Origin of the sequence: Haladaptatus sp. DYF46, from assembly GCF_021083305.1 — an archaeon.
Taxonomy (GTDB): domain Archaea; phylum Halobacteriota; class Halobacteria; order Halobacteriales; family Haladaptataceae; genus Haladaptatus.
Window position 1 is genome coordinate 142831 of record NZ_JAJFAY010000003.1, and the last position, 22729, is coordinate 165559.

Consider the following 22729-nt stretch of genomic DNA (forward strand, 5'->3'; position numbering starts at 1 on the left):
TTCTCCTACCACAATCGGCAACTTTCGAACTATCGCGCAACGACAACGAAAGTAATTACCGCTGGAAGTCCCTCAGTTTCTTACGATGGCTAAAGTAGTTCATCTGTCTACCGTCCATACAACGTTCGACGCTCGTATTTTCCACAAGGAGTGCAAAACCCTCCGTAATGCCGGCCATGAAGTCATTCTCTATTGTCATCATCCCTCCTTTACAACTGTGGACGGCATTCGAATAAAGTCGCTTGGAACGCCGTCATCACGTCCTGAACGATGGAAGAATATTCCCTCGGCCGCTCAACGGGCTGCTCGAGAAAATGGCGATGTTTATCACTTTCACGACCCAGAGCTGATTCCGGCAGCCATCTACCTATCCCAAACAACTACCGGAAAAGTCGTTTTCGACGTTCACGAAAACTATCCGAACAAGATCGAACGTCGGGAATGGATCCCGAATATCGTGAAACCGGCTCTCAGGCGAAGTTTTCCCTATATCCAAACCACCGCTGCGAACCAATTCGATGGACTCATCGGCGCAACGGAGTGGGTAACCGACCAGTTTTCTCATCCTCTCGCTGCCACTGTCCACAACTACCCAATCGTTGATGAAATCGAACTGCCGGAGTCACCACGACAATCAGAGCATGAGTATCAATTAGCCTACGTCGGATCACTGAACACGAATCGTGGAATGGTACGTATGGTCAAGCTGACTCGTGATCTCGTAAATAAGGGCTTAGACGTTGGTCTATGGCTCGTCGGTCCGATTGACGGCGCCGCTGCGAAGCGGCAAGCAGACAAGATCATTTCGGAAAACAACCTGGAGAATCGCGTCACGTTCTTTGGCGAAGTCAACTACCTCGATATCTTCGAGTACCTCTGCGGCGCCGATGCAGGCTTAGCGCTGACACAACCCGAAGATTGTGTCGGTGCGATACCCAGCAAGCTCTTTGATTATATGTATGCGAACCTACCGATAATCGCGTCGTCAATGCCAATGACAAACCAATACCTTCCTGATGAATGTGGAATTACGGTCCCATTCCACGACATCAGTCGCATCGGTCGCGACGTTGAGGACTTCTTAACCTCCGGTCGCTACACCAAACTCGCCGGCAATGGTCAACGACACATTCACAATGAGTTCTCCTGGAAACAAGAACAAAAAACGCTTCTTTCCCTCTACGATAGCTTGCTATCCAACTGAGGACTGCCCGGATAGGTAGTTCAAGCGCTTATGAACGACTTCTAGCGAGTGAAACGGATGCAATCGCAAGTCCAAAGAACACCCATAAGATCCTCATTCTTATCACATTGCTAGGACCAATACCACCGATCGTGAATGACAGGAGCGATGCGAATAGCATTATTATTAACGGATTCCCTGTATTTAGATACTCAAAAAAGAGGTCGTCCAGTATTCGTCCATACGCTAAAAGGAACAATATAGTTCCCGGGATACCGACTGTCCCGAGGGCCCACGTCAACCAACTGTGTGGACTTCCAATGCCACCGGTAGAGATGGATAGACTTCGGACTGCCGGAGTAAAGTTTCCGACTCCGGCACCGAATATCGTTTGGAATGCAAGTTTGAGTCCTCCTTTGATTAGTTGCCACCGTGCCCACAGAGACGGGGAACTGGACTGACCGATCGGGTTCCCAATTCCAAGTACTAATAGGACAACCATTGTCGCGCCTAGAAAAGCTAGGAATGTAAATGCGCCATAGATATGATGTCGGTAATGTCGAATATAAGGTCTCACATAATACAACGAAATACAGATGAATACCACCACGAAAACGGCGACCATCGCCGCTCTTGAACCGTTTTCGGAAATGATTGCCAGAAGTGCCACAAAAATAAACAAATTGAATATTCTGTATTTCTCACTGTTGTTTGGGAAAAGGGCATTTACTAAAGGAATGGATGAAAACATAGTCAGAAAAAATCCATAATCATTTCTGTTATAGTACCACGCCGACATTTTGTCCTGATAATACCACGCTCGCTCGTTCACTCGACTCACGGCTAAATGGTGTTGGGTGAAATGTTCCCATCCAGCGATACCGATCGACAGTAATGCAACGAAAGAGAGCAATGTGAAATACTTTTCGAGTGTTCGTTCGTCATTGACCGTTACAATGATAGAGCCCATGACTAAGAGAGCAAGCGAGAGAATGAAAAGTTCCGACACTGCTGCCAACTTATCGTCGGCCCAGACGAAACTGACGACAAGGTAACTATACAATATCACGAGATACATACCCGCCCTCGATAACCGTATCGAGGCAATTTTTTTGAAAATCAGTCCATACGCCAGGACCGGAATGTAGATGAACATAGCGAACAACCTAAAGAAAAACAAATAGTACGAAGCAATGGATATCCCTGGAAGAGCAGGACCCATTAGAGCACTCGCTAGTAATACGAAAGAGAGATATTGAAACATTTGACCAGTAACTACCCTATTCATAGTGGTTGATATTCCAAATTGGTTAATTTTCATGTAAAATACCTTCTTAATGTTTGAAAAATATTCTTGTAATGCACACGATTCTACTTAATCCTTCTTCATAGTATAAGTTGGGGATTTCCGCTCGATTGCAGTCTATATGAGGAAAACTCTAAATGACCCTATGTCTATGGTTTTCATAGACACCGACGTACCTGGAAGTGTTATTAATATGAAATTAATAGACGAAAACGGGATGTTATTTGGCCGAATAAACATTATCGACCTTTTCGTATTAGTAGTTGTTTTCGTCGCGACGGTCACTGGAGCGGCATTTGTATTTGACGTCAATCTCATCCAAGCCGTTACTACGAGTGTTTCCCCAAACGATTCAAATGGAGCGGTTGCAACGACAACGGCGACAACGACTAATACTACGTCAAAAAACAAAACGGCACCCGATCTAGGCTCGGAGAATGACTCCAGCCGAAACGTAACTATAAGCTTTCGAGCTAGAGAGTTACAACCATATGTTGTTGAAGAGATACCGTCTGGGACAATAAACGAAAGCAGTGTACTGCAGGTCCGTAATAAGACGATCACACCAACCACTGTTTATGTCCCCAATCGAAACGGAGAACTCGTTGGGCGAGAGCATCCGACGCTGAAGACGGTAACGATGAACATCACGATTCGTGCAACGAAACAGGGTACGGAAGTTCTGTACCATGAAACATCAATCGAAATCGGACAAACAATCGAAATAGATCTCGGGAAAGTTTCCCTCACAGGAAATGTCGTCGCCATCCAAGAAAATGAAACTGCATAACACAATCGTGAACTCTTCCGCGTACAAAGTTCTTTGCGATCACCGTCGGTCACTTCGCCGATGGTATACCCGATCTCACTCTGCCTACGTTCTCGATTCAGCCAATCGGACTATTGGAAATGCGTTATATTTCTCATTTACACGACAGTACTCGAATACAATTAGCGAACTTTTGTGGTCAGTTGACGGTTCAGTAGTGGAAATAATTCCCTATGAAGCAAGAGCAATCAGGACATTAAATTCGCTTTTGGACCATTTCTCTCGCCACTCGAAACGCATACTGTTTCCTTCATCCTATACTATCGATACAGATCCTATATCTCGGCCTGCTATGGACGTGATTACTCGTCTACTCGCTTATGGATTATTTCAGAGCGCAGTTCGAATCTTGGATGCAGCTCTCAGGCCAACCAATAAAATAGAAAAGGACAATCAAATCGACGAGCGATGAGCAAACACGGTCGAAGCGCTACTTCTAGCTTTCTCAATTGCCTAATCAACCACCTTGTTCTAAGACGGGAAAGAGCGATCGTAAAATTGATACGGAAGACGAGACGGATAGACTTTAGTTATGCTTTTACCTTGGTGAAATACAATGTGGATGATTGTACCTAATTCTCTTTGAGTCCATCGCAGGATCTGAATTAACCATCAGTAATTATCTATGCAAAACCCTCCCAAATACATATTGTTCCCCCCGTCTCCGAAACAACAGGAAATCCTATAATACGATGAGTGAACTTCGCAAATCCATAAGCGCGATTCTTTCTGGTCGAATGGTAGTTAGATTATCTGGCGTTATTTTTACACCGATATTAGTGAGGATCCTCACGAAGTCGCAATTCGGCACTTACGGAGTCATACTTTCCTTATTTACCGTTGTCACGATCGTCGCTCAGGTCGGCCTACCCAGTGCAATTCGAAAGCATGTAGCTGGATTTACCGGACAAAATTCGAAGCAGTCGATATTGCTTCTCGGAGGAGCGGGACTGGCGCTTCTATACGGCCTCGGTGTGGGGATTATTGTCCTCTTCATCATGAATCTCCCCTGGGTACACTCCCAGGGATACGGGAAGTATCTGATAGTGTTAGCTGTCGCTGTAACCCTTCGAAACCTATTCGACTCGTTTCGTGCAGGTTTCTACGGACGGCAACAGGAAGCTGTCGCAGAAAAGCTCGATATCGCTCGACGGATGGTATATATCGTCTCAGCGCTTGGATTGTCCGTTCTTGGTTTCGGAGTGTTAGGCGTGTTCATTGGCTACACGTTAGCGTATTTCGTCATGATTCCAGCAGTCGTCTACTTAGTACACAAGGAGTTCGAACTTACCTCGCTAACTGAACAAACCGGGTTGAGTGAACTCAGCGGGCAGCTGATACGCTACGGTGCCCTCCAAGCTGTCGGCGGGATCGCTGCATTGATGTTATATAAAACTGATATTCTTCTCATCAATTATTTTCGGTCGTCTACTGAAACAGCAGCGTATCAAGCAGCCCTGTTCCCAGCCGAACTCATCTGGTTCGTTCCAGCAGCGATCCAAGGTGCAATGCTTCAAAATGTCGCCCGACACTGGTCGAGTCGAGATATAGACGCCATCAATGCAGATCTTGATTCGAGCATGAAATACGCCGTCCTTTCCTTGATTCTGTTCGGCGTAGGACTATTGGGGTTATCCAAAGAGTTTCTCACGGTTTACTTCGGTCCTGAATACTCAACAAGTGTCCTCCCACTTCAGATATTGATCATCGGTACATTCTTTTACGGTGTCAACCGCGTTATCGTTCCGGTGCTTCAGGCGACCGGGCGATTACGATACAATGAAACTGTTACTGTATCCGCTCTCGCACTGAACGTCATTTTAAACGTGCTCCTCATTCCACGATTTGGCATTACGGGTGCGGCGATCGGAACGGGGGTTTCGTACACGTCAGTAGTCGTTGGGTCGCTCATTATTCTCCACACTACTGAATTTCGATTACTTCAACGTGAAACAGCAATACAACTGGGAGCAACGTTATTAATCTTCGCCGTCCCATACTTGACCCTGACAACTTGGATCAATCTTTCCCCACTTATTTCGCTGATCGTCATTCCTCCGATCGGAGCAGTATTGTTTTCATCCGCCTGTTTGGTTACAGGGGTTGTCGATATAGAGTTCGTCAAAAACCGAGCATATAAGTTAGTCTCACTCGGTTCTACCTGATACTCTTTGATACACTGCTTCGGTTTGACGAGCGTTTTCTGCCCACGTATATTTCTTCTTCACAGTCGAACGCGCTTGTTCGCCTATATCTTCGCAAAGAGAGGATGACGTTGCTAATTGATCAAGAATGTCGCTCAGCGTCCTCTTCCCTGTTTTTTCATCAAGCAAATAACCCGACACCCCATCCTCAATAAAGTCTTCCGGCCCCTCACCTGACCGAGCAATCGTCGGGAGCGAACATGCCATTGCTTCGATGTACGCGACACCAAAGGCTTCATCGTAGCTTGGGAGGCAAAAAATGTCAGATTCCCACAACAAGGCAAAAACGTCTTGTTGATCTTCGACGTATCCCGCAAATTGAGTTCGATCACGAACTCCTTTTTGCTCGGCATACCTTTCTAGACTCTCCCTTTCCGGACCGTCTCCGATAATCAAATAGTGGACATCCGTCCGATTCAATTCAGCAAGTGCATCAATCACTGTTCGGTGGCCCTTCCTTGGGATGAGATACCCGAGTGTTGTTAGTACGGTCTTGTCATCCGGGAGTTCTATATCTGTGGATCGGTCTTTTGTGGAGTCGATCTGGTCGAGCGGAACTCCGTTAGGAATGATCGTCGAATCGAAATCAAAATAACGCTTACCTTGCTTTTCCAAGACAGAGCTATTGATCGTAATCGAATCGGAGCGATCTAGAACCTGTTGAATGAGGGAACGACACCCCCACACATCTTTTGTTTGGTAGAAATCCGCACCGTGAATTGTTGTAACGAGAGGGATATCGAGATCTTCTGCGACCGAGATAGCTCCGTATCCGTCCGGTATTGCAACATGCGCATGGACGACATCAATAGACTGTGTCTCCGACATTTGGGCGATATCTTCTTGCAACTTCTGGCGATATAATCGTGCATTGATTGGTTGCGACCGTGATTTCGGCAATCCAATGTAATGTGGTGACCGGACACGTACCCCCTCGTACGACCACTGGGAGGGCATGTCTCTATAATTCTGCCATTTATTAGGGAGGAATGGTAACGGGGGGACATACGGTCTTGGCGAAACAACAGTTACCTGGTTTCCCCTCTTGATCAACTCCGTTACCTGGTGATGAACGAAGACACCCCGTGACTCATCTACCGGCGACGGATAAAGGTGGGAAATTACTAAGATGTTCATGCACGATCCTTGGCAGCGCTTCGTTTATCGGTTGTGATTTTCGAGAGGGAGAAAGAAAATTATTCTCTCAGATATTTCCAACGTACAAAGATGCTATAAAGACCAACCTATTACAATATAAAAATTGCAACTACATAACATCTTGATCTCCTTATAAAGCCTATGAGGCGGTTACATATATTTTTATTATAGTGTATTCCAAAATCAGGCATGTGACCGATACACCGAATGTCGTTTTTATTTCGATTGATAGTCTTCGTGCAGATGCATGTTCATTTCTTGAAGGCGATATCCCGACAACACCGAACTTGGATGCATTGTCGGACGAATCAGCGACCTTCCGAAGTGCAATTAGTCCAACGATTTGGACCCAACCTTCACACGCGTCCATATTCACCGGACTCTACCCGCATGAACATCAGCTACGGGGCAGTGACGAAGTGCTTGGAGACCATCCGACGCTCGCAGAAATCCTTCGATCGGAAGGTTGGACGACGACTGCGTACGGGTACAATGGTTGGACACGAACGAAAGGTGTCAGCCGTGGCTTCGAATATCATCGTACTCCTCATCCACGTGAAAGCTACCCGGGAATCCGAAAGCGGTTGTTCCAAGCGAAACGACTCGGAGACCGTCTCACGTATGATCGTGAGACCAGAGACGAAACGACCATACAACGGGCAGCAGATCAGATCAAATCCGCCGATGGCCCCTTCTTTACGTTCGCACATTTGATGGGGACGCATCACGCCTATCTTCCGCGTTCACCGTACTACGAGGAATTCACCGATCGTTCACGCATCGAACTATTCTGGAATCAAATTGAACAACGTCGGCTGTTTGGTAAACGCCCGGAAGTATATGCGGGAGATTTCTGGCCCAGCCAACGAACAATTGAGACGATGAAAGAACAGTATCACGGATGTATCCGTCAGGCAGACAAGCTCGTCGGGGATGTGGTCGCCGCTCTCCGTGAAAGCGGCGAGCTTAATAATACTGTTCTCGTAGTCTTTGGTGACCACGGCGAATGTTTCGGTGAAGACGGTGTTTTCGGCCATCAGTTTTCACTTGATGATGCTCTGCTTCGCGTTCCACTACTCATTCGGGACCCAACCGGTACGATTCCAACCGGCGAACACGACGATCTCGTCCAATTAAACGACCTCTATCCCACAATTCTGGATCTTTGTGGTTTGGAGGCACCCGACACCAATAGCATCAGTATTGGTACCGGAGATCGCGAGACAGCATTCGTCAATTACGTTGCCCCGGAGGACGTTGTTGAAAAGAACGAACGGCTACATCCTTCGAAGCGTCCGTTACCGAGACAATATGCAGCTTGGCGTTCACCAACCGAGAAATTACATTGGTACCCGGAAAAAGGAGAGTATGGGGGCCCAGCGGCACAAAACAAAGAGTTACGGGAGGTTTTCGAATCCCACCTCGAATCGTTGACCCCGCTTCCACCCCAGGGAACCGAACAAGTATCCGCTGAAGTCAAACAGAACTTACAAGAGATGGGATATCTGTGATCGTGGGTGACTTCTTAGTGTCCTAACGGACATGAAATTCTGTATCGATAATACGATTTACAGACACAACAGTATTTATCAATAATACATTCTTGACAGGCGTTAGCTCGGGGGAGCCCGCTTCAATCTGGGTGAGATCTCGATCAAAAATGTTTTTCAACTGCACTCGCGTCTTAACCTGTTTCAAATCTGATATAGGTATTTTATGATGGCACTGTCTAGTTAATCGATTCTATGGTAAACTAGCGTCATACCGCTTCTTTTGCCCTTGCTGCAATGGAGTGGTTTCTACATTTCTGGCGAGATGTTTGACGAGATTGTCGAATTCACATCGTTCATGGCTTCCCACTCGAACCCCTCACCAAACAAACAACGGTTTTGAAGCGCCCGAAACTCACTCACTATACCGCAGCCCTCTGGTTTCCCGTATCTAGACAGTGCCTTTATGATCCAGTTGGACAGATCTCAGAGGAGATAATGAAGACCATCAGGGTTGATTCAGTCAGATCGCGATATAGAGATACCTCACAACAGACCTCGAATGTCACATCAATTCCTGTACGGTGATACACCGTATGAGTTAAGAACTATTGGAGTTTAGTACTTGCAGTGTGCTATCAGTATTCCTTACTAAGAAAAGTACCTCATGAGTTATAAATAGTCTTGAAATATGTCAAGTTCTTCAGAGAGAAGACATATATCATCATGTTACAACGGTAATAATAGCGTATTGCAAATGCAACTATCTGATAAACGCGTCCTCGTTACTGGCGGTGCGGGATTCATCGGCTCGAATCTCGCAAATAGTCTTGCTCTCGAAAACGACGTCGTTGTCGTCGACGACGGCTATCTTGGTACACCAGAAAATCTCGATGATGGCGTTGAGTTCCACGAACAGAGCGTCCTCGATAACGACCTCCCGACTGACGTTGACGTGGTGTTCCACATCGCCGCCCTCTCCTCATACAAAATGCACGAGGAGAACCCGACGAAGGGTGCACGGGTGAACATCGAAGGATTCGTCAACACCGTTGAACAGGCCCGAGACGACGGTTGCGACACCGTTGTCTATGCCTCCACGTCATCCATCTACGGTAATCGAACCGAACCATCGCCCGTCACCATGGATGTAACCGTCAACACCGGCTACGAAGCCTCAAAACTCGCGCGCGAAAAGTACGCCGAGTACTTTGCCAACCACTACGATATGAATATGGCAGGGATGCGCTTCTTCTCGGTGTATCAAGGCTACGGTGGTGCAGAAGAGCACAAACAAGAGTATGCGAACGTGATCGCACAGTTTGCCGACGATATGGCAAAGGGCGAAGCTCCTGTTCTATTCGGAGACGGCACGCAGACACGTGACTTCACCCACGTGGACGATATCGTCCGTGGACTCATCCTCGCTGCGGAGAACCAACTCACGGGTGTCTATAACCTCGGCACCGGCGAACAGATCTCGTTCAACGATCTCGTCAAACTGCTCAACGAGGAACTCGGTACTGAGATCGAGCCCGAATACATCGAGAACCCGATTCCGGATTCGGTGTATGTTCACGATACGATGGCAGATTATTCCCAGATACACGCAGAAACTGGCTGGGAACCGAAGATAACTCTTCGTGAGGGACTGAAATCCGGCTGTGAACAATACCAGTAGTGCATTTAAACCCTGAATTGTTTGTTTCTCTTCTATAATCTTTGCAAGCGGATAGTGAGTTTCAAATAAAACAACTGTGACTCACGGTTTGTGTGAGTCAATTAATATATTTTATTTACATCTGTATCTGCGCCAGTCATGGTTTTTTATTATCGTCTTTGGTTTTATTAAATATTCATATCGTTATACGGTGAAAAAGTTCATAAGACACATCTACCTAACTCCTTTATAATGCAAGCAGAATTAGAACGGGATGTCTGTTCGGAACTCGTCGGGCAAGACTGTCAGTGATGTACGGATGGCGAACTGGAACAGACAACCTACAAGGACAAGAAAGCAGTTGTCTGTATGCAGTGTGAGACTCCGGCTGCACAGTTTTGGTAGTACTACCGTATCCAATTCGTTCACTGGAATCGCTTTGATCTCCGCTCAACAACCCCAGGTCTGCCAGACATCTTCCCCCTTGTTTACTCCCTCGATCTACACTTGCTCCCGTCGAAGTCAAACCAGACACGCTCACTAATACGCTGGCGAACGTACGTCAAGTAACATTTAGGGGATTTCAATGACAGTGAACTACCTTGCTAGTCGTCAGAATTGTATCGAGGAACCCGAACACTCGGTACCGACTACGTACGGGGTTTCTCGGTGGAGCCCATGAACATTGACGTCCTCGACCGACTTACGCTCAATCGGGCTCTGTTGGCGCGACAATCGTTACTTCAGCGCGAACGGTCGTCAGCCGAGCAAACCATCGAGCGTCTGGTTGGAATGCAGTCTCAGAAACCGGAGGATCCGTACATCGGGTTGTGGACGCGTTTAGCCGATTTTAGACACGAGGAATTGGGCGAGTTAATCGCCGACCGGCGGGCGGTGCGCGCGTCGCTGATTCGCGCGACGATTCATCTGGTAACCGCTCGCGATTACGTACGAATCCGGCCAGTTCTCTACCCCGTCTTCGAACGAAGCGTGTATTCGAACGCCGACAGAAAACGGGAGCTCGAAGGAGTCGATACCGCGGCCGTTCTAGCCACCGGACGGACCCTGATGGAAGAAGAGCCGTTGACTCAAGCCGAGTTGCGCGACTTGTTGGCTCCCGAGTGGCCGAACCGCGATGCCACTGCCCTCGCTTTCGTAAACCGAATGCTACATCCGTTGGTGCACGTTCCGCCTCGCGGTATTTGGGGCGAGAACGGCCCGGTAGCGATGACGACAGCGGAGAACTGGCTCGGCGAGCGGGTGAGCTCAACTGCCGACTCGGGAATGGTCGACGAGTTGGTCCTGCGATACCTCGCCGCGTTCGGTCCGGCTACCGCCGCCGACGCGCGAACGTGGTCCGGACTCCCGGGATTGGGTGACGTCATGGAACGGCTCCGTCCACAGCTCCGAACCTTCCGTGATACGGACGGCCGCGAACTATTCGACGTCCCCGACGCACCGTTACCCGATTCGGACATTCACGCGCCACCTCGATTTCTTCCGGAATTCGATAACGCGTTGCTCTCCCACGCCGACCGCTCCCGGATACTTCCTCCGGAACATCGCCAGCGGGTCATCAGCGAGCGATCCGCCAAGGGGACCGTTCTGATCGACGGATTCGTAAGCGGGTTCTGGCGTCTCGAACGGACACGCGATGCTGCTACGCTTCGAATCGAACCGTTCGAGTCGCCTTCGGGGGAACAGCGCGCCGCCCTTTCAGAGGAAGGGAATCGGTTGCTCGCCTTCGCTGCGAGCGATGCAGCGGAACGCGAAATCGAGTTCACGGACGTGGAGTAGGCGGCCTGCGTTCACTCCTTCGACGAATACAGTTCGTAGTGTTGTACCGTCGGTTCGAACTCCAGGAGAAACTCGTCGTCTTCGGGATAGTACGTCGCCGTCTCGATGTCGGGACCGGCAAACCGTTCGATTGCGTCCTCCGAATCCCAGAAAGAGAGCGTGAGAAAATGCGCTTCGTCGCCGTCAAATCGTCGAAGGACGTACGCGCCGCGGTTACCGTTGACGGACTCATAATCGGGTATCGCACGCCGTTTCAAGAAGTCCAGATACGCATCTGCTTTCGTTGCTGATGTCCTTCCGTGCCAAAGGCGGGCAATCATACGATGTACACGCCGTGACGAGCTAAAACATCATCGCGCCCCGACACCTCGAAGTGGACCGCGATGGAACCCACGTTTATTGAACTGGGTCCCGACGGAATTGTATGGCGAAAATAGTGTACGATGTCCCGGATGGAACCAGCGAACGCGAAATAGACGCCGATAACATCTCCGACTCCGGTCGGGTGGAGGGAATAAGGTTGAACCTCAAAGACGAAGGGTATCTGCACATTCCCTACGGCCGTCTCTACTGGATCCGAATGAGCGAAGACGAGGGTAAGATCGACTATTCGCGATCGTGATGGCCGTTCCGTGCGGTTCCCGCGCTGGCGATCGATATCTCGGGAAAAGCTCTTTAAAGCGATTTCCTCAACGGTTGAGATATGAACGTTGACCCCACACGGGATCGCGAACGGACCGCTTGGTGGCTCATTTTCGGGACACTCGGTTTGGTTTTCGCCTTCATCCTTTACTCGTACGTCGGAACCATCGTCCTCGGATTGTTCGTCTACTACGCGACGCGGCCGATCTATCGTCGATTGAGCCATCGCGTCCAATCGCGTAGCCTCGCGGCGGGACTCGCGTTGGGCGCGCTCGCTTTCCCCGGCATACTCCTCATCGCGTACACGGTGTTCGTGAGTTTCCGGCAGTTGGGCGAACTCGCGGGGATCGACTACGAGCAGTACGAATCGTTATTTGGACCGTACGTGCGAAGTGTCCTCGGGCGACAAAATCCGCAAGACGCGGTCAATCAGATCCTCTCGAATCCCCAGCAACTCATCCGGTATCTCGACCCTCGAACGGCGAGCGAGGTCATAACGTCGGCCGGTGGCTATCTCGGTGCCGTCGCAACGGGCCTTTTGCACGTCTTTATCGCGCTCGTTATCGCGTTCTATCTCCTTCGAGACGATCAAAAGCTCGCTCGCTGGTTTTCATCACAGATCAGCGGCGAGACCAGCGCGACGCACGCATATTTGATGGAGGTCGATACCGACCTCGAAACGATTTACTTCGGAAACATTCTGAACGCGTTCGTCGTCGCCATCGTCGCCGCGATCACCTACACGGCACTCGATAGTATTGCCCCGCCCGAAGTGGGCATCCCCGCAGCAGTTCTTTTGGGACTCTTGACCGGGCTCGGCAGTCTGATTCCCGTCGTCGGCATGAAAATCGTGTACGTACCGATCGGTCTGTATCTGGTGGGGCGGTCCCTCGTCACCGCCCCACAGTCGATCTGGTTTCCGCTCGCTTTCCTCGTGGTTGCGGCGGTTATCGTCGATGGGCTGACCGAAATCCTGTTGCGTCCGTACATCTCCGGTCGGAATCTCCACGTGGGTCTCGTCCTCTTCGCCTACATCCTCGGCCCCCTCCTCTTCGGGTGGTACGGACTGTTCCTCGGTCCACTTCTGCTGGTGCTGTTCGTTCACGGCGCACGGATCATCCTCCCGGACCTTCTGCACGGCCGAGAGCTAACGCCGTTTGCCACCGCCGCGGACCCGATTCCGGATGCGAATGAGAATCCAGACCGTGATACGACTTCCGCGGATGCGGACGATACCGAAGCATCGGAGACCGACGCCGCTTCCGAACCACCCGACGAAGGGAAGTAACTCGGTCGTGGCCGCTCTCGGACTCGTTTCTACCCATCTACCTGGTGAGCGAGGCTGAGCCGTCGAGCCAACTGTTAACTCTTTGGAAGCACAAACGGTGATCGGAGGGAATACCGATGACAACGGATGAAAACCTCCCGCCCGAGGAACCGGACGGTGAAAATGCACCCGACCTCGACGACTTGGTCGACCGGATTCTGAGCGGCGGAAACGACCCTTCACCGTCGGCGTAGTCGGCATCATCGACGCGAGAGTCCGCGAGAATTTTTCTCCCATCGCTCACGGTCGGTGGCCGACAGGGTTGCCGGACGATGGAGAGTTTTGAGACATTGGCGAGAAACCATAATCACCGGTTGTTCCTACACTCGTGTGACTGGGTCACTCGCGACACCGCTTAAACGACCGTCCGGTGCTATCTACGGTGACTCAGGGTGTATCACGCATGAATTCGAACTCCACACTTCGCGACGAAGGAACCGATATGACCGCGTTCGACCTGTCGTCGCCCGAAATGGCGTCGGTTGTCACGGACTGGCGACGCCGCGCCGTTCTCACGTATCTCCGCGACAACGGTGCGGTACAGTTGTCGGAACTCGCTTCCCATCTGGCGCGGAAGAAAGCCAACGAGGAGGGTCGAGGACCGACCCGTTCCGACGAGCGACGAACCCGCGTAACACTTCACCACGTGGACGTTCCGTTCCTCGCGGACGCCGGAATGGTAACGTACGATACCGTTTCACGAATCGTCACCCCCACACCGACGGTCGACCGCCTCGGTGCTCCCTTCTTTACCACTGGGTGATGGTGCCGTCGCTGCGAGCGATTTACAACTCGTGTGAAACGCTCACGTGCATTCCGACGAACGTCCAACCGTCACGTTCGACGAGCGTTCCGCTCCACCGGGTATCGAACTCGCGGCGTGTTCCGTTCGTCGCGTCCGTCCACGCCATATCGACCGTGTCGGAAAACCACGCGTAACCGTCTCGTTCGGCCACTCGCAGTTCGTGGCTCGTCACCGTCCAGTCCTCGGTCTCGCGGGTCTGTTCGCGCAACCCTTCCGCAACCGCCTCGTATCCGACGAGTCGCTCCGAGATTCCGAACTTGACCAGCGAGTCGTCCTCCGCGAAATATGGATAGAGCGGTTCGCCCTGACGAAGCGATTCGTAGTACTTTCGGACGGTGGCTTCGGCGTCGTCGGCGTTCATGACGAACGACCATCCGTCGGGGAGTCCCAAAGGTGTTCTTCTCACTCGACCTGGACGGGAGGATGGATTCGTATCGACCGAGTGGCCCCACCGGGCGTGATTTTGTCGAGTAGATAACACACGGGATAGCTCGTTGAAAGTCATTTCATCGTCGTAGGGAGTGTCGTTACTTCGAATTGAGAACGCTGGTCAAAGGATATATGAGTATAAATGTTGGTGTAATATTATGAATATGAGCAAGATGTCTAAAGACAGAAGGATCGCGCTGTTTTCGGGAATTCTGATTCTTCTCGGAATTATTGTAGGAGTGTTCAGTATCGTCCCCGCTGTGGAAAGTTCGAATTATCTCATCGAAGCCTCTGAAAACCAGAATCGAGTGCTGATGGGAGCATTGTTCCAATTTATATTAATTCCGACATATTTGGGATTTGCGCTTCTTTTGTATCCAATCGTGAGTAAGTACAGCGAAAGTTTAGCGATTGGGTTCGTCGGGTTTCGAATAATTGCTCAAGTATTTCAACTGATCGGCGTGATACTCCTGCCGTTGTTCGTGTTCTTGAGCCAGGAATATGTGACCGCTGCAACGACCGACCGGTTATATATTCGAACTTTCGGAGAGTTATTACGACTGGGACGTGACTTGGTGAACCATGTTGGAGTAATGTCGTCTACGGGCTTGGGTAATTTGATCTTATACTATGTGTTTTACAAGACAAAGCTGATCCCGAGATGGTTATCAATCTTCGGTTTTGTCGGGAATATACTGGGAATACTAGCTAGCTTTTTAATCCTCTTCTCTATTATCAGCGTGATATCCCGCGAATTCATCGCGTTATCGACCCCATTGGTCTTACAAGAAGTTATCCTTGCATTTTGGTTGATCATCAAAGGATTTCGTCTATCCGGGTCAAACTTGACATCAGAAACTGTGTGAAATACAGATTGGACATTTATCAGTAACCCATCAACTCGTCGTCGTGATGGTAGTCCCTCTGCGCCTCGTTCGACACTACTTTGCGGCGAAAGCTAAACGGTGACGAACGACCGATTCAATCGTGCGTCACTAGTTCCACGGTGCGTCGTCGGGGTCGATGAGACGCTCTTCGCGCTCGATGGCGTCGATCGCCGCGATATCGTCTTCGTCCAACGCCAGTTCTCCCGCCTCCAAGTTCTCCCGGAGGTGGTCCTCGCTCGACGTCTTCGGGATGGAAACCACGTTCTCCTTCGCGGCGAGCCACGCCAGCGACACCTGCTGTGGTGTCGTATCGTGTTTCTCCGCGATCTCCTGAATCTCATCCACATCAGTCACTTCCCCGCGGGCTATCGGCGCATAGGCGACGAGCCAGTGGTCGTCCTCGTGCGCGTACTCGTGGAGTTCCTCCTGTTGGAGCAGGGGGTGCATCTCGACTTGATGGGCAAATATCGGCGCGTCGAGGACGTCCTTTGCTTCGTCCAGTTGTTCGGGCGTGAAGTTGCTCAGGCCGACGTGGTCGATTTTCCCGTCGTCGCGGAGTTCGTCGAACGCCGGAATGGTTTCCTCGGCATCGTACGAGTTCCGCGGCCAGTGGACGTACAACAGGTCCACGCTCTCGACACCGAGCCTGTCGAGGCTGTCGTCCGCACTCTCCAGCACGTCGTCGTACGCGAGTTTGTCGTCCCACACCTTGGTCGCCAGAAAGACGTCCTCGCGGTCGATATCCGCGCGTTCGATACCGTCACCGACGTATGTCTCGTTGTCGTAGGCCTGTGCGGTATCGACGTGGCGATAGCCGGTTTCCAGCGCGGTGGAGACGATGTCAGCGCACTGCTCCGGGTCGGTGTTCTTGTACGTGCCGAGTCCGATGTTCGGGAGTTCGTCCATACGTTTCGATGGAGCGAGTCGCTTGTGAAAGGTGTGGCCGTTTCGCCGTCTCCCAGTTTCGTCGTGCGCCGGTCAGCGCCTCCCCCATCGATGGGTGCCCCGTAGTGGTTTGGAGAAGAAATGGCAGGTACGGACCGTTCGGGGACGGCCACGCCGAACCGTGCCCATCATAGCAGTGGACGACAACGGACACACAGATGACTGCCAACCCGTCGGAACGACTCTCCTTTTCGGACATCGAACAGGCAATCGAACGACTCGACGACCCAGAAGTCGTCAAACGGACGCCCGTCGAACGGAGCACGTCCCTCGACGAGCGAACCGGGGGCGAAGTACATCTCAAGATGGAACACCTCCAGTGGACGGGGTCGTTCAAAACGCGCGGCGCGTACAACAAAATCGAACGCGACGTCGTCGGGACGGACACCGACCGCGTCGTCGCGGCGAGCGCCGGCAATCACGCGCAGGGAGTCGCGCTCGCGGCGACCAAACTCGGCATCGACTCCACGATCGTCATGCCGAAGACCGCCCCGCAGACGAAGATAGACGCGACGAGGGGCTACGGCGGCGAGGTGGAACTCGTCGGGCGGGACTTCCGCGAGGCGATGGACCACGCACAGGGCCTCGCGGAGGAGGGGTCCGCGGAACTCATCCACGCCTACGACGATCCGGCCATCATCGCCGGACAGGGAACGCTCGGCGTGGAGATGTACGAGGACCTCCCGGACGTCGATACGGTCGTGGTTCCCATCGGCGGCGGCGGCCTCATCTCCGGCATCGCGCTGGCGTTCGCCGAACTGTCCCCCGAGACGCGAATCGTGGGCGTTCAGGCGACGGGTGCCGCGACCGTTCCGGATAGTTTGGACAAAGGGATTCCGCAAACGCTCGATTCCGTGGACACCATCGCCGACGGCATCGCGACGGGCGGCATCTCCGAGTTGACGCTCGGAATCATCGAGGACCACGTCGACGAGATCGTCACCGTGACGGACAGCGAAATCGCGCGGGCGGTCCTCTTCCTGCTCGAACGGGCGAAACAGGTGGTCGAGGGTGCCGGTGCGGCCTCCGTCGCGGCCATCATGGGCGAAGCACTCGACGTCGAGGGGGAGACGGTGATGCCGTTGCTCTGTGGCGGGAACCTCGATATGACGATGCTCCAAACCGTACTGGTGCACGCGCTGACGAACCGCGAACAGCTCCTCCGACTTCGGGTTCGCATCCACGACCAACCCGGCAAGATGCAGGAGGTGTCCGGCATCATCGCGAACCACGGGGCGAACATCCGGAACGTCCGACACGATCGTTCGGCACCCGAACTGGACGTCGGCGAAGCGTACCTCGTCTTTCAGGTGGAGACGAGCGGTGCTGGACAAGCGCGGAACATCATTCGTTCGATACGCAGTCACTCCTACGAGGTCATCCACGTCAACTCCTGACGCGATTCGAAAACGGTCCGTCGTATCGATACAATCTCGAGTCCTTCTCAAAAGGAGACACAAAGTAACCCTGTACCGCGTCAGTCTCGAACGGTCTCTCGGCTCTCGTGCCCCCATATCAGGTCGAAGTATCGTTTCATTCCCGCGACGAACGACCCGTTTTCGGTGACTGCGGCCTGCCGCATGTGGAGCGGAACGTCCTTTTCCTCGACGAGGAGGATGGCTTTTCCCGTCTCGTACTCCATGCTCGGGTCGGTCAACGTTCCCCGCCACGGGAGCTTTTCGTCGCTGAATCGGTAGTCCACACGCGGATACGTTTCGTCGATGTAGGAGACGATCTCCCGCTGTATCGCCTCGTTCTCCTCGGTCAGGTGTTTCGGGTCGAGAAACAGGATCTGAACGGTGATGTCGCGGTCCAGAGCCTCCTCGAAGGCGGGTTCGACGTTGGAGAAGTATTCGAAGCTCTTCGTGATGACACAGAGGATGTCATCGGCGGTATGATAGAGCTCTCTGGTCTCCGTTTCGCTCGGTTCGCCGACGTCCACGACGTAAAAGAGGTCCTCCGTGGGTGTGATGCGTTCGCTCGACTGTTCGTAAAGCGGTTGAAACGCATCGAGGAAATCGTCCCGAACGGACTCCACGTCCTGTCGAAAGGATTCGTACGCTTGCCGTTTGTTTTCCTGTGACCGATTGAGGATTTCGGCGGGGGGTTTGGGTTGGTACTCCTTGGGACGGCCTGGAATCGTCTTGATGTATCCCATGTCGGTGAGCGAATCGAGGACGCCGTAGATACGGGCTTTCGGGATTCCGGTCGCCTCCGCGAGGTTCGGCGCGGTCGTCCGTCCGATCGAAAAGAGCTGTTCGAGCGCGGTCGACTCGTACTCCTTTAAGTCGAGAAACTCCAGCAGTGCGGTCGTATCTCGGGATGAATTCATGGGTCATCCAAGACAGTTCACCGTATTAAATCACGGTTTGTGACGGCGAGGATGTTCTACCTCCGAAATACTTATAATGGAACGCATGAATAGTTACTCAGAATATGAGTAAGCCAGCTGCGGACGAAGGGGAGGAGGGTGACGACGAACGAGAACACCTCGACGATATCGAAGACGGTGCTGGGTGTGTCGAGATCTGGGAACGGTTGAGCGAACGGCGTGAAGAGGAATAGCGGTGTTCACCGTCCGTTGACGAACTGCTGTTCGAGGGGTCACGGGAAAATGCGGCGGGTGGTTCGAACGAGTGTCAGAAAACATATTGCTCCGGAGTTTGTCAATGTAACAATCAAGACCAAAAGGGGAATACTTTCATATCATAGTTACCCTATATCTGAGTAACCATGTCGATACTTGTAACAGGAGCAGACGGGTACGTCGGTTGGCCGACAGCACTGCGGATCGCTGACCGAACGGACGACCGAGTCATCCTCGTCGATAACTTCGGCCGACGGGAGTGGGTCACCGAAGTCGGGAGCACCAGCGCGACTCCCGTCCAATCGATGGAGGAACGAATCGACGCCGCGAAGTCCCGACTGGGACTCCACAACCTCTCGTTCGTCGAGGGCGACCTGACCGAGAAGGCCTTCGTCGACGAACTGCTCGCGGTCCACCAACCGGAGACCGTCGTTCACGCGGCCGCACAACCTTCCGCGCCGTACTCCCAGATAAACGGCGAGCGCGCGAACTACACCCAACACAACAACCTGCAATCGACGCGAAACCTCCTCTGGGGCCTCGAAGAGAACGACCTCACCGACACGCACTTCATCGAGACGACGACGACGGGCGTCTACGGTGCCCCGGAGTTCCCGATTCCGGAGGGCGGGGCCACGATGGAGAACGGCGGCGAACGCGACGAGGTGCCGTTCCCGGCGATGGCGGGTAGCTGGTACCACCTGACCAAGTCCCACGACGCGGCGAACATGCGGCTGGCGCACAAGCAGTTCGGGATTCCGATCAGCGACGTTCGGACCGCGATCGTCTACGGAACAGAAACCGAGGAGACCCGCGCCAGCGACACCGACCTGAAGACGCGCTTCGACTTCGATTACTACTTCGGAACCGTCAGCCACCGATTCGCGGCCCAAGCGGTCGCCGGCTACCCCGTGACGGTGTACGGCAAGGGCGAGCAACGAAAGCCGTTCATCAGCCTCGAAGACGCCGTCGAAGGATTGGCACAGCTCGCACTGGCGGACCACACCGAGCGCGACGACGAGTTCGTCGTCTACAATCAGGTGACGCGACCGATCAGCATCGTCGAAGTCGCGAACACCATCGCCGACGTGGCCGCGGAGTTCGACTACGACGTCGAAGTGGAACACTTCGAGAACCCGCGCGACGAGGACGAGACCCACAAGATGGAGATGGAGAACGGCAACTACATGGACCTCATCGGCGAGCAGGCACAATCCTTCGAGGACGGCGTTCGTGACATCTTCGAAACGCTGAGCCAGTACGAGGAGACCATCTCGACGCACGAGGACCGCTTCCTGCCCGGCGTCCTCGAAGAGCGGATGGAAGAAGAAGATGAAGAAGAAGCGGTCGCGGAGCTCGACTGAGGATCATCCATGAACGTCCTCGTCACTGGCGGCTGTGGATACATCGGCAGCGTCCTCGTCCCGCTATTGCAGGCCGACGAACGGGTCGGTACCGTCTCGGTCCTCGACAACCTCTCCAACGGGTCGCCGCGAAACCTCCTCGGCGCGTACATCGGGAGGGATACCGATCTCGTGTTCCGTCGGGGTGACGTTCGGGAGTACGGCAACGTCGAAAACGCCATGCGTGGCGTGGACACCGTCGTTCACCTCGCCGGTATCACGGGCGCATCGAGCACCCACGACCGCGAGGAGGAGACGTATGCGGTCAATCTCGACGGAACGAGGAACGTGTTGTCCGCGGCGAAGAAGCTCGGCGTCGACAACGTGGTGTTCGCCTCCTCGTGTAACAACTACGGACGAGCGACCAGCACGAACATCACCGAGGAGACGGAGGCCAATCCGTTGAACCCGTACGCCGAAACGAAGTACGAAGGCGAGCAGGCGCTCGTCGACCACGTTTCCGACGGCCACTTCCGAGGAACGGCGCTTCGGATGAGTACCAATTACGGCTACTCGCCCGGCATCCGGTTCAACCTCGTCGTCAATCACTTCGTCTTCCGAGCGGTGACGAACCGCCCGCTCACCGTCTACGGCGACGGGACAAACTGGCGGCCGTTCATCCACGTCAACGACGCCGCCAGAGCGTTCAAGCAGGCGGCCTGCAACCCGCGATCGTGGACCGAAACGGTGTACAACGTCGGTGCCAACGACGAAAACTACCAGATAGCGGATATCGCTCAAAACGTCCGTGAGGAGGTCGATGGTACGTTCGACATCACCTACCTCGAAGACGAACAGCCGGGGCCGTCGTATCACGTGAACTTCGACCGCGTGGCCGAAACCGGATTCGAACTCGAATGGACGGTTCGCGACGGGATTCGCGATCTCATGCGCCAGTTCACGTCGCCGAACACGTCGCCCACCTCGAACGAGCCACCCAAATCGAACGTTCCAAGAACGTAACCATGACAAGAAATCCAACGAACGAAACACCGACCATCGCCGTGACCGGCGCCGCCGGGTTCATCGGCAGTCGCGTCGTGAACCGAATGCAAGCGGCCTACCCGGAGTGGGACATCGTCGCGCTCGATAACTTCTACTTGGGAGGGGTTCGAACTATCGGCGACGTCGACGTTCTGCACGTGGATATTCGAAACCGCGACCGGCTCGAAGCGGCCCTCGACGGCGCGGATATCGTGTTACATCTCGCGGCCATCAGCGGGGTGGACGACTGTGAAACCAACCGTGACCTCGCGTACGACGTCAACGTACAGGGCACGGCCAACGTCGCGTGGTTCTGCCGCAAGACCGGCGCGGGACTCGTGTTCCCGTTCAGCATGGCCGTCCTCGGCGACCCGCAACAGTTCCCCATCACGGCCGACCTGCCGCGTGACCCGATGAACTGGTACGGCCGGACGAAACTCCTCGGGGAACACACCGTCGAGGACATGGCACACGATGCGTTCCCGGCCCATCTCTATCTCAAGTCCAACCTGTACGGGGAACACGAAATCGATGGACAAACCATCTCGAAGGGGACGGTCATCAACTTCTTCGTCAATCGCGTGTTCTCGGACCATCCGCTGACCGTTTACGAACCCGGCACCCAATCACGAAACTACATCCACGTGAAGGACGTCGCGCGTGCGTACGTTCGGAGCGTGGAAGTGATGGTCCAACAACTCGAAGCGGGCGAAACGGGCGTTCAACGGTACGAAATCGCGAGCAGCGAGGACCCGAGCGTCATGGAAGTCGGTGAACTCGTCGCGCAAGTCGCAGCGGAGGAGGCGGACATCGAAAAGGACGTCACCCTCGTCGAGAATCCGCGTTCGAGCGAGACGCTCGTAGGTGACTTCAGCGTCGATACCACGAAAACGCACGAGGAACTCGGTTGGGAGATCAAACACTCAGTCGAGGAGTCGGTTCGCGAGTTGATTCGAAAGAAGGCGTGACCGGTGGAATTCGTTTTTGGAATACGGAATCGGTTTTGTTTGCCGTCGTTCGAGTCATATCGGACCCTCGTTGTCAACGACAACCGTGTGAACCGTTAACTGACTAGTTAGTCAAAACCCTTTTG

At 53.1% G+C, this 22729-nt stretch carries 21 protein-coding genes; 15 read left to right on the forward strand and 6 right to left on the reverse strand.

The annotated features are described in order from the left end of the window. Positions 1–85: 85 nt before the first annotated feature. The gene (locus LJF34_RS16725) at positions 86–1204 is read left to right on the forward strand and encodes a glycosyltransferase (protein ID WP_231186440.1); all 1119 of its coding nucleotides are present in this window, start codon (positions 86–88) and stop codon (positions 1202–1204) included. 28 nt (positions 1205–1232) lie between these two features. Here the strand turns inward: LJF34_RS16725 and LJF34_RS16730 are convergent, their stop codons facing one another. Beyond that, positions 1233–2504 carry a hypothetical protein gene (locus tag LJF34_RS16730; RefSeq protein ID WP_231186441.1) on the reverse strand — a complete coding sequence of 424 codons (1272 nt, stop codon included), beginning with the start codon at positions 2502–2504 and terminating at the stop codon, positions 1233–1235. A gap of 136 nt (positions 2505–2640) precedes the next feature. Here LJF34_RS16730 and LJF34_RS16735 point away from each other — a divergent pair, with 136 nt between their 5' ends. Both LJF34_RS16735 and LJF34_RS16740 read left to right on the forward strand, forming a co-directional pair. Continuing rightward, complete coding sequence (locus LJF34_RS16735) at positions 2641–3279, forward strand: DUF4330 family protein (protein WP_231186442.1); 639 nt, start codon at positions 2641–2643, stop codon at positions 3277–3279. A 731-nt stretch (positions 3280–4010) separates the two neighbouring features. After that, on the forward strand, positions 4011–5483 hold the full coding sequence (locus LJF34_RS16740) for a flippase (RefSeq protein ID WP_231186443.1): 1473 nt from the start codon (positions 4011–4013) through the stop codon (positions 5481–5483). On the opposite strand, the gene LJF34_RS16745 is transcribed toward LJF34_RS16740, so the two are convergent. After that, on the reverse strand, positions 5466–6659 hold the full coding sequence (locus LJF34_RS16745; protein WP_231186444.1) for a glycosyltransferase: 1194 nt from the start codon (positions 6657–6659) through the stop codon (positions 5466–5468). The two genes, LJF34_RS16740 and LJF34_RS16745, sit on opposite strands and share 18 nt — an antisense overlap. A gap of 212 nt (positions 6660–6871) precedes the next feature. Between LJF34_RS16745 and LJF34_RS16750 the strand changes: the two genes are divergently transcribed. From LJF34_RS16750 to LJF34_RS16760, 3 genes are all read left to right on the forward strand, one after another. Next, entirely contained in the window at positions 6872–8191 is a 1320-nt protein-coding gene (locus LJF34_RS16750; protein WP_231186445.1) for a sulfatase, read from the forward strand. A 736-nt stretch (positions 8192–8927) separates the two neighbouring features. After that, entirely contained in the window at positions 8928–9851 is a 924-nt protein-coding gene (locus LJF34_RS16755; RefSeq protein WP_231186709.1) for an NAD-dependent epimerase/dehydratase family protein, read from the forward strand. 657 nt (positions 9852–10508) lie between these two features. Next, positions 10509–11627, forward strand: coding sequence for a winged helix DNA-binding domain-containing protein (locus tag LJF34_RS16760; protein ID WP_231186446.1), 1119 nt, complete (start codon positions 10509–10511; stop codon positions 11625–11627). 11 nt (positions 11628–11638) lie between these two features. Here LJF34_RS16760 and LJF34_RS16765 read toward each other — a convergent pair whose 3' ends face one another. Then, on the reverse strand, positions 11639–11947 hold the full coding sequence (locus tag LJF34_RS16765; protein WP_231186447.1) for an antibiotic biosynthesis monooxygenase: 309 nt from the start codon (positions 11945–11947) through the stop codon (positions 11639–11641). 104 nt (positions 11948–12051) lie between these two features. On the opposite strand from LJF34_RS16765, the gene LJF34_RS16770 reads away from it, so the two are divergent. From LJF34_RS16770 to LJF34_RS16780, 3 genes are all read left to right on the forward strand, one after another. After that, entirely contained in the window at positions 12052–12249 is a 198-nt protein-coding gene (locus tag LJF34_RS16770; protein WP_231186448.1) for a hypothetical protein, read from the forward strand. An 81-nt stretch (positions 12250–12330) separates the two neighbouring features. Continuing rightward, complete coding sequence (locus tag LJF34_RS16775; protein ID WP_231186449.1) at positions 12331–13557, forward strand: AI-2E family transporter; 1227 nt, start codon at positions 12331–12333, stop codon at positions 13555–13557. 442 nt (positions 13558–13999) lie between these two features. Next, complete coding sequence (locus LJF34_RS16780; protein ID WP_231186450.1) at positions 14000–14359, forward strand: hypothetical protein; 360 nt, start codon at positions 14000–14002, stop codon at positions 14357–14359. A gap of 22 nt (positions 14360–14381) precedes the next feature. On the opposite strand, the gene LJF34_RS16785 is transcribed toward LJF34_RS16780, so the two are convergent. Next, on the reverse strand, positions 14382–14762 hold the full coding sequence (locus LJF34_RS16785; protein ID WP_231186451.1) for a nuclear transport factor 2 family protein: 381 nt from the start codon (positions 14760–14762) through the stop codon (positions 14382–14384). A gap of 232 nt (positions 14763–14994) precedes the next feature. Here LJF34_RS16785 and LJF34_RS16790 point away from each other — a divergent pair, with 232 nt between their 5' ends. After that, positions 14995–15696, forward strand: coding sequence for a DUF4386 domain-containing protein (locus tag LJF34_RS16790; protein ID WP_231186452.1), 702 nt, complete (start codon positions 14995–14997; stop codon positions 15694–15696). Between the two features lie 129 nt (positions 15697–15825). On the opposite strand, the gene LJF34_RS16795 is transcribed toward LJF34_RS16790, so the two are convergent. Then, positions 15826–16623 carry an aldo/keto reductase gene (locus tag LJF34_RS16795; protein ID WP_231186453.1) on the reverse strand — a complete coding sequence of 266 codons (798 nt, stop codon included), beginning with the start codon at positions 16621–16623 and terminating at the stop codon, positions 15826–15828. A 197-nt stretch (positions 16624–16820) separates the two neighbouring features. Between LJF34_RS16795 and ilvA the strand changes: the two genes are divergently transcribed. After that, positions 16821–18059: a threonine ammonia-lyase gene (gene ilvA / locus LJF34_RS16800; protein WP_231186454.1), complete on the forward strand. Its 1239-nt coding sequence runs from the start codon at positions 16821–16823 to the stop codon at positions 18057–18059. 80 nt (positions 18060–18139) lie between these two features. Here the strand turns inward: ilvA and LJF34_RS16805 are convergent, their stop codons facing one another. Beyond that, positions 18140–18994, reverse strand: coding sequence for a helix-turn-helix domain-containing protein (locus LJF34_RS16805; protein WP_231186455.1), 855 nt, complete (start codon positions 18992–18994; stop codon positions 18140–18142). A 104-nt stretch (positions 18995–19098) separates the two neighbouring features. Between LJF34_RS16805 and LJF34_RS29005 the strand changes: the two genes are divergently transcribed. From LJF34_RS29005 to LJF34_RS16820, 4 genes are all read left to right on the forward strand, one after another. Continuing rightward, positions 19099–19227 (forward strand): hypothetical protein, encoded by a 129-nt coding sequence (locus tag LJF34_RS29005; RefSeq protein ID WP_255666176.1) that lies wholly within the window; start codon positions 19099–19101, stop codon positions 19225–19227. Between the two features lie 168 nt (positions 19228–19395). After that, on the forward strand, positions 19396–20613 hold the full coding sequence (locus LJF34_RS16810; RefSeq protein ID WP_231186456.1) for an NAD-dependent epimerase/dehydratase family protein: 1218 nt from the start codon (positions 19396–19398) through the stop codon (positions 20611–20613). A gap of 9 nt (positions 20614–20622) precedes the next feature. Beyond that, on the forward strand, positions 20623–21615 hold the full coding sequence (locus LJF34_RS16815) for an NAD(P)-dependent oxidoreductase (RefSeq protein WP_231186457.1): 993 nt from the start codon (positions 20623–20625) through the stop codon (positions 21613–21615). A gap of 2 nt (positions 21616–21617) precedes the next feature. Then, a complete protein-coding gene (locus tag LJF34_RS16820; RefSeq protein WP_231186458.1) occupies positions 21618–22604 on the forward strand; it encodes an NAD(P)-dependent oxidoreductase in 987 nt (328 codons plus the stop codon). Positions 22605–22729: the final 125 nt, after the last annotated feature.

What these genes read in the sequence shown, in the direction of transcription:
- LJF34_RS16725 (WP_231186440.1), top strand. Translation starts at nt 86, where the DNA reads ATGGCTAAAGTAGTTCATCTGTCTACCGTCCATACAACGTTCGACGCT.
- ilvA (WP_231186454.1), top strand. Translation starts at nt 16,821, where the DNA reads ATGACTGCCAACCCGTCGGAACGACTCTCCTTTTCGGACATCGAACAG.
- LJF34_RS16820 (WP_231186458.1), top strand. Translation starts at nt 21,618, where the DNA reads ATGACAAGAAATCCAACGAACGAAACACCGACCATCGCCGTGACCGGC.
- LJF34_RS16780 (WP_231186450.1), top strand. Translation starts at nt 14,000, where the DNA reads ATGAATTCGAACTCCACACTTCGCGACGAAGGAACCGATATGACCGCG.
- LJF34_RS16735 (WP_231186442.1), top strand. Translation starts at nt 2,641, where the DNA reads ATGGTTTTCATAGACACCGACGTACCTGGAAGTGTTATTAATATGAAA.
- LJF34_RS29005 (WP_255666176.1), top strand. Translation starts at nt 19,099, where the DNA reads ATGAGTAAGCCAGCTGCGGACGAAGGGGAGGAGGGTGACGACGAACGA.
- LJF34_RS16810 (WP_231186456.1), top strand. Translation starts at nt 19,396, where the DNA reads ATGTCGATACTTGTAACAGGAGCAGACGGGTACGTCGGTTGGCCGACA.
- LJF34_RS16755 (WP_231186709.1), top strand. Translation starts at nt 8,928, where the DNA reads ATGCAACTATCTGATAAACGCGTCCTCGTTACTGGCGGTGCGGGATTC.
- LJF34_RS16785 (WP_231186451.1), bottom strand. Translation starts at nt 14,762, where the DNA reads ATGAACGCCGACGACGCCGAAGCCACCGTCCGAAAGTACTACGAATCG.
- LJF34_RS16760 (WP_231186446.1), top strand. Translation starts at nt 10,509, where the DNA reads ATGAACATTGACGTCCTCGACCGACTTACGCTCAATCGGGCTCTGTTG.
- LJF34_RS16815 (WP_231186457.1), top strand. Translation starts at nt 20,623, where the DNA reads ATGAACGTCCTCGTCACTGGCGGCTGTGGATACATCGGCAGCGTCCTC.
- LJF34_RS16730 (WP_231186441.1), bottom strand. Translation starts at nt 2,504, where the DNA reads ATGAAAATTAACCAATTTGGAATATCAACCACTATGAATAGGGTAGTT.
- LJF34_RS16795 (WP_231186453.1), bottom strand. Translation starts at nt 16,623, where the DNA reads ATGGACGAACTCCCGAACATCGGACTCGGCACGTACAAGAACACCGAC.
- LJF34_RS16745 (WP_231186444.1), bottom strand. Translation starts at nt 6,659, where the DNA reads ATGAACATCTTAGTAATTTCCCACCTTTATCCGTCGCCGGTAGATGAG.
- LJF34_RS16765 (WP_231186447.1), bottom strand. Translation starts at nt 11,947, where the DNA reads ATGATTGCCCGCCTTTGGCACGGAAGGACATCAGCAACGAAAGCAGAT.
- LJF34_RS16790 (WP_231186452.1), top strand. Translation starts at nt 14,995, where the DNA reads ATGAGCAAGATGTCTAAAGACAGAAGGATCGCGCTGTTTTCGGGAATT.
- LJF34_RS16775 (WP_231186449.1), top strand. Translation starts at nt 12,331, where the DNA reads ATGAACGTTGACCCCACACGGGATCGCGAACGGACCGCTTGGTGGCTC.
- LJF34_RS16770 (WP_231186448.1), top strand. Translation starts at nt 12,052, where the DNA reads ATGGCGAAAATAGTGTACGATGTCCCGGATGGAACCAGCGAACGCGAA.
- LJF34_RS16805 (WP_231186455.1), bottom strand. Translation starts at nt 18,994, where the DNA reads ATGAATTCATCCCGAGATACGACCGCACTGCTGGAGTTTCTCGACTTA.
- LJF34_RS16740 (WP_231186443.1), top strand. Translation starts at nt 4,011, where the DNA reads ATGAGTGAACTTCGCAAATCCATAAGCGCGATTCTTTCTGGTCGAATG.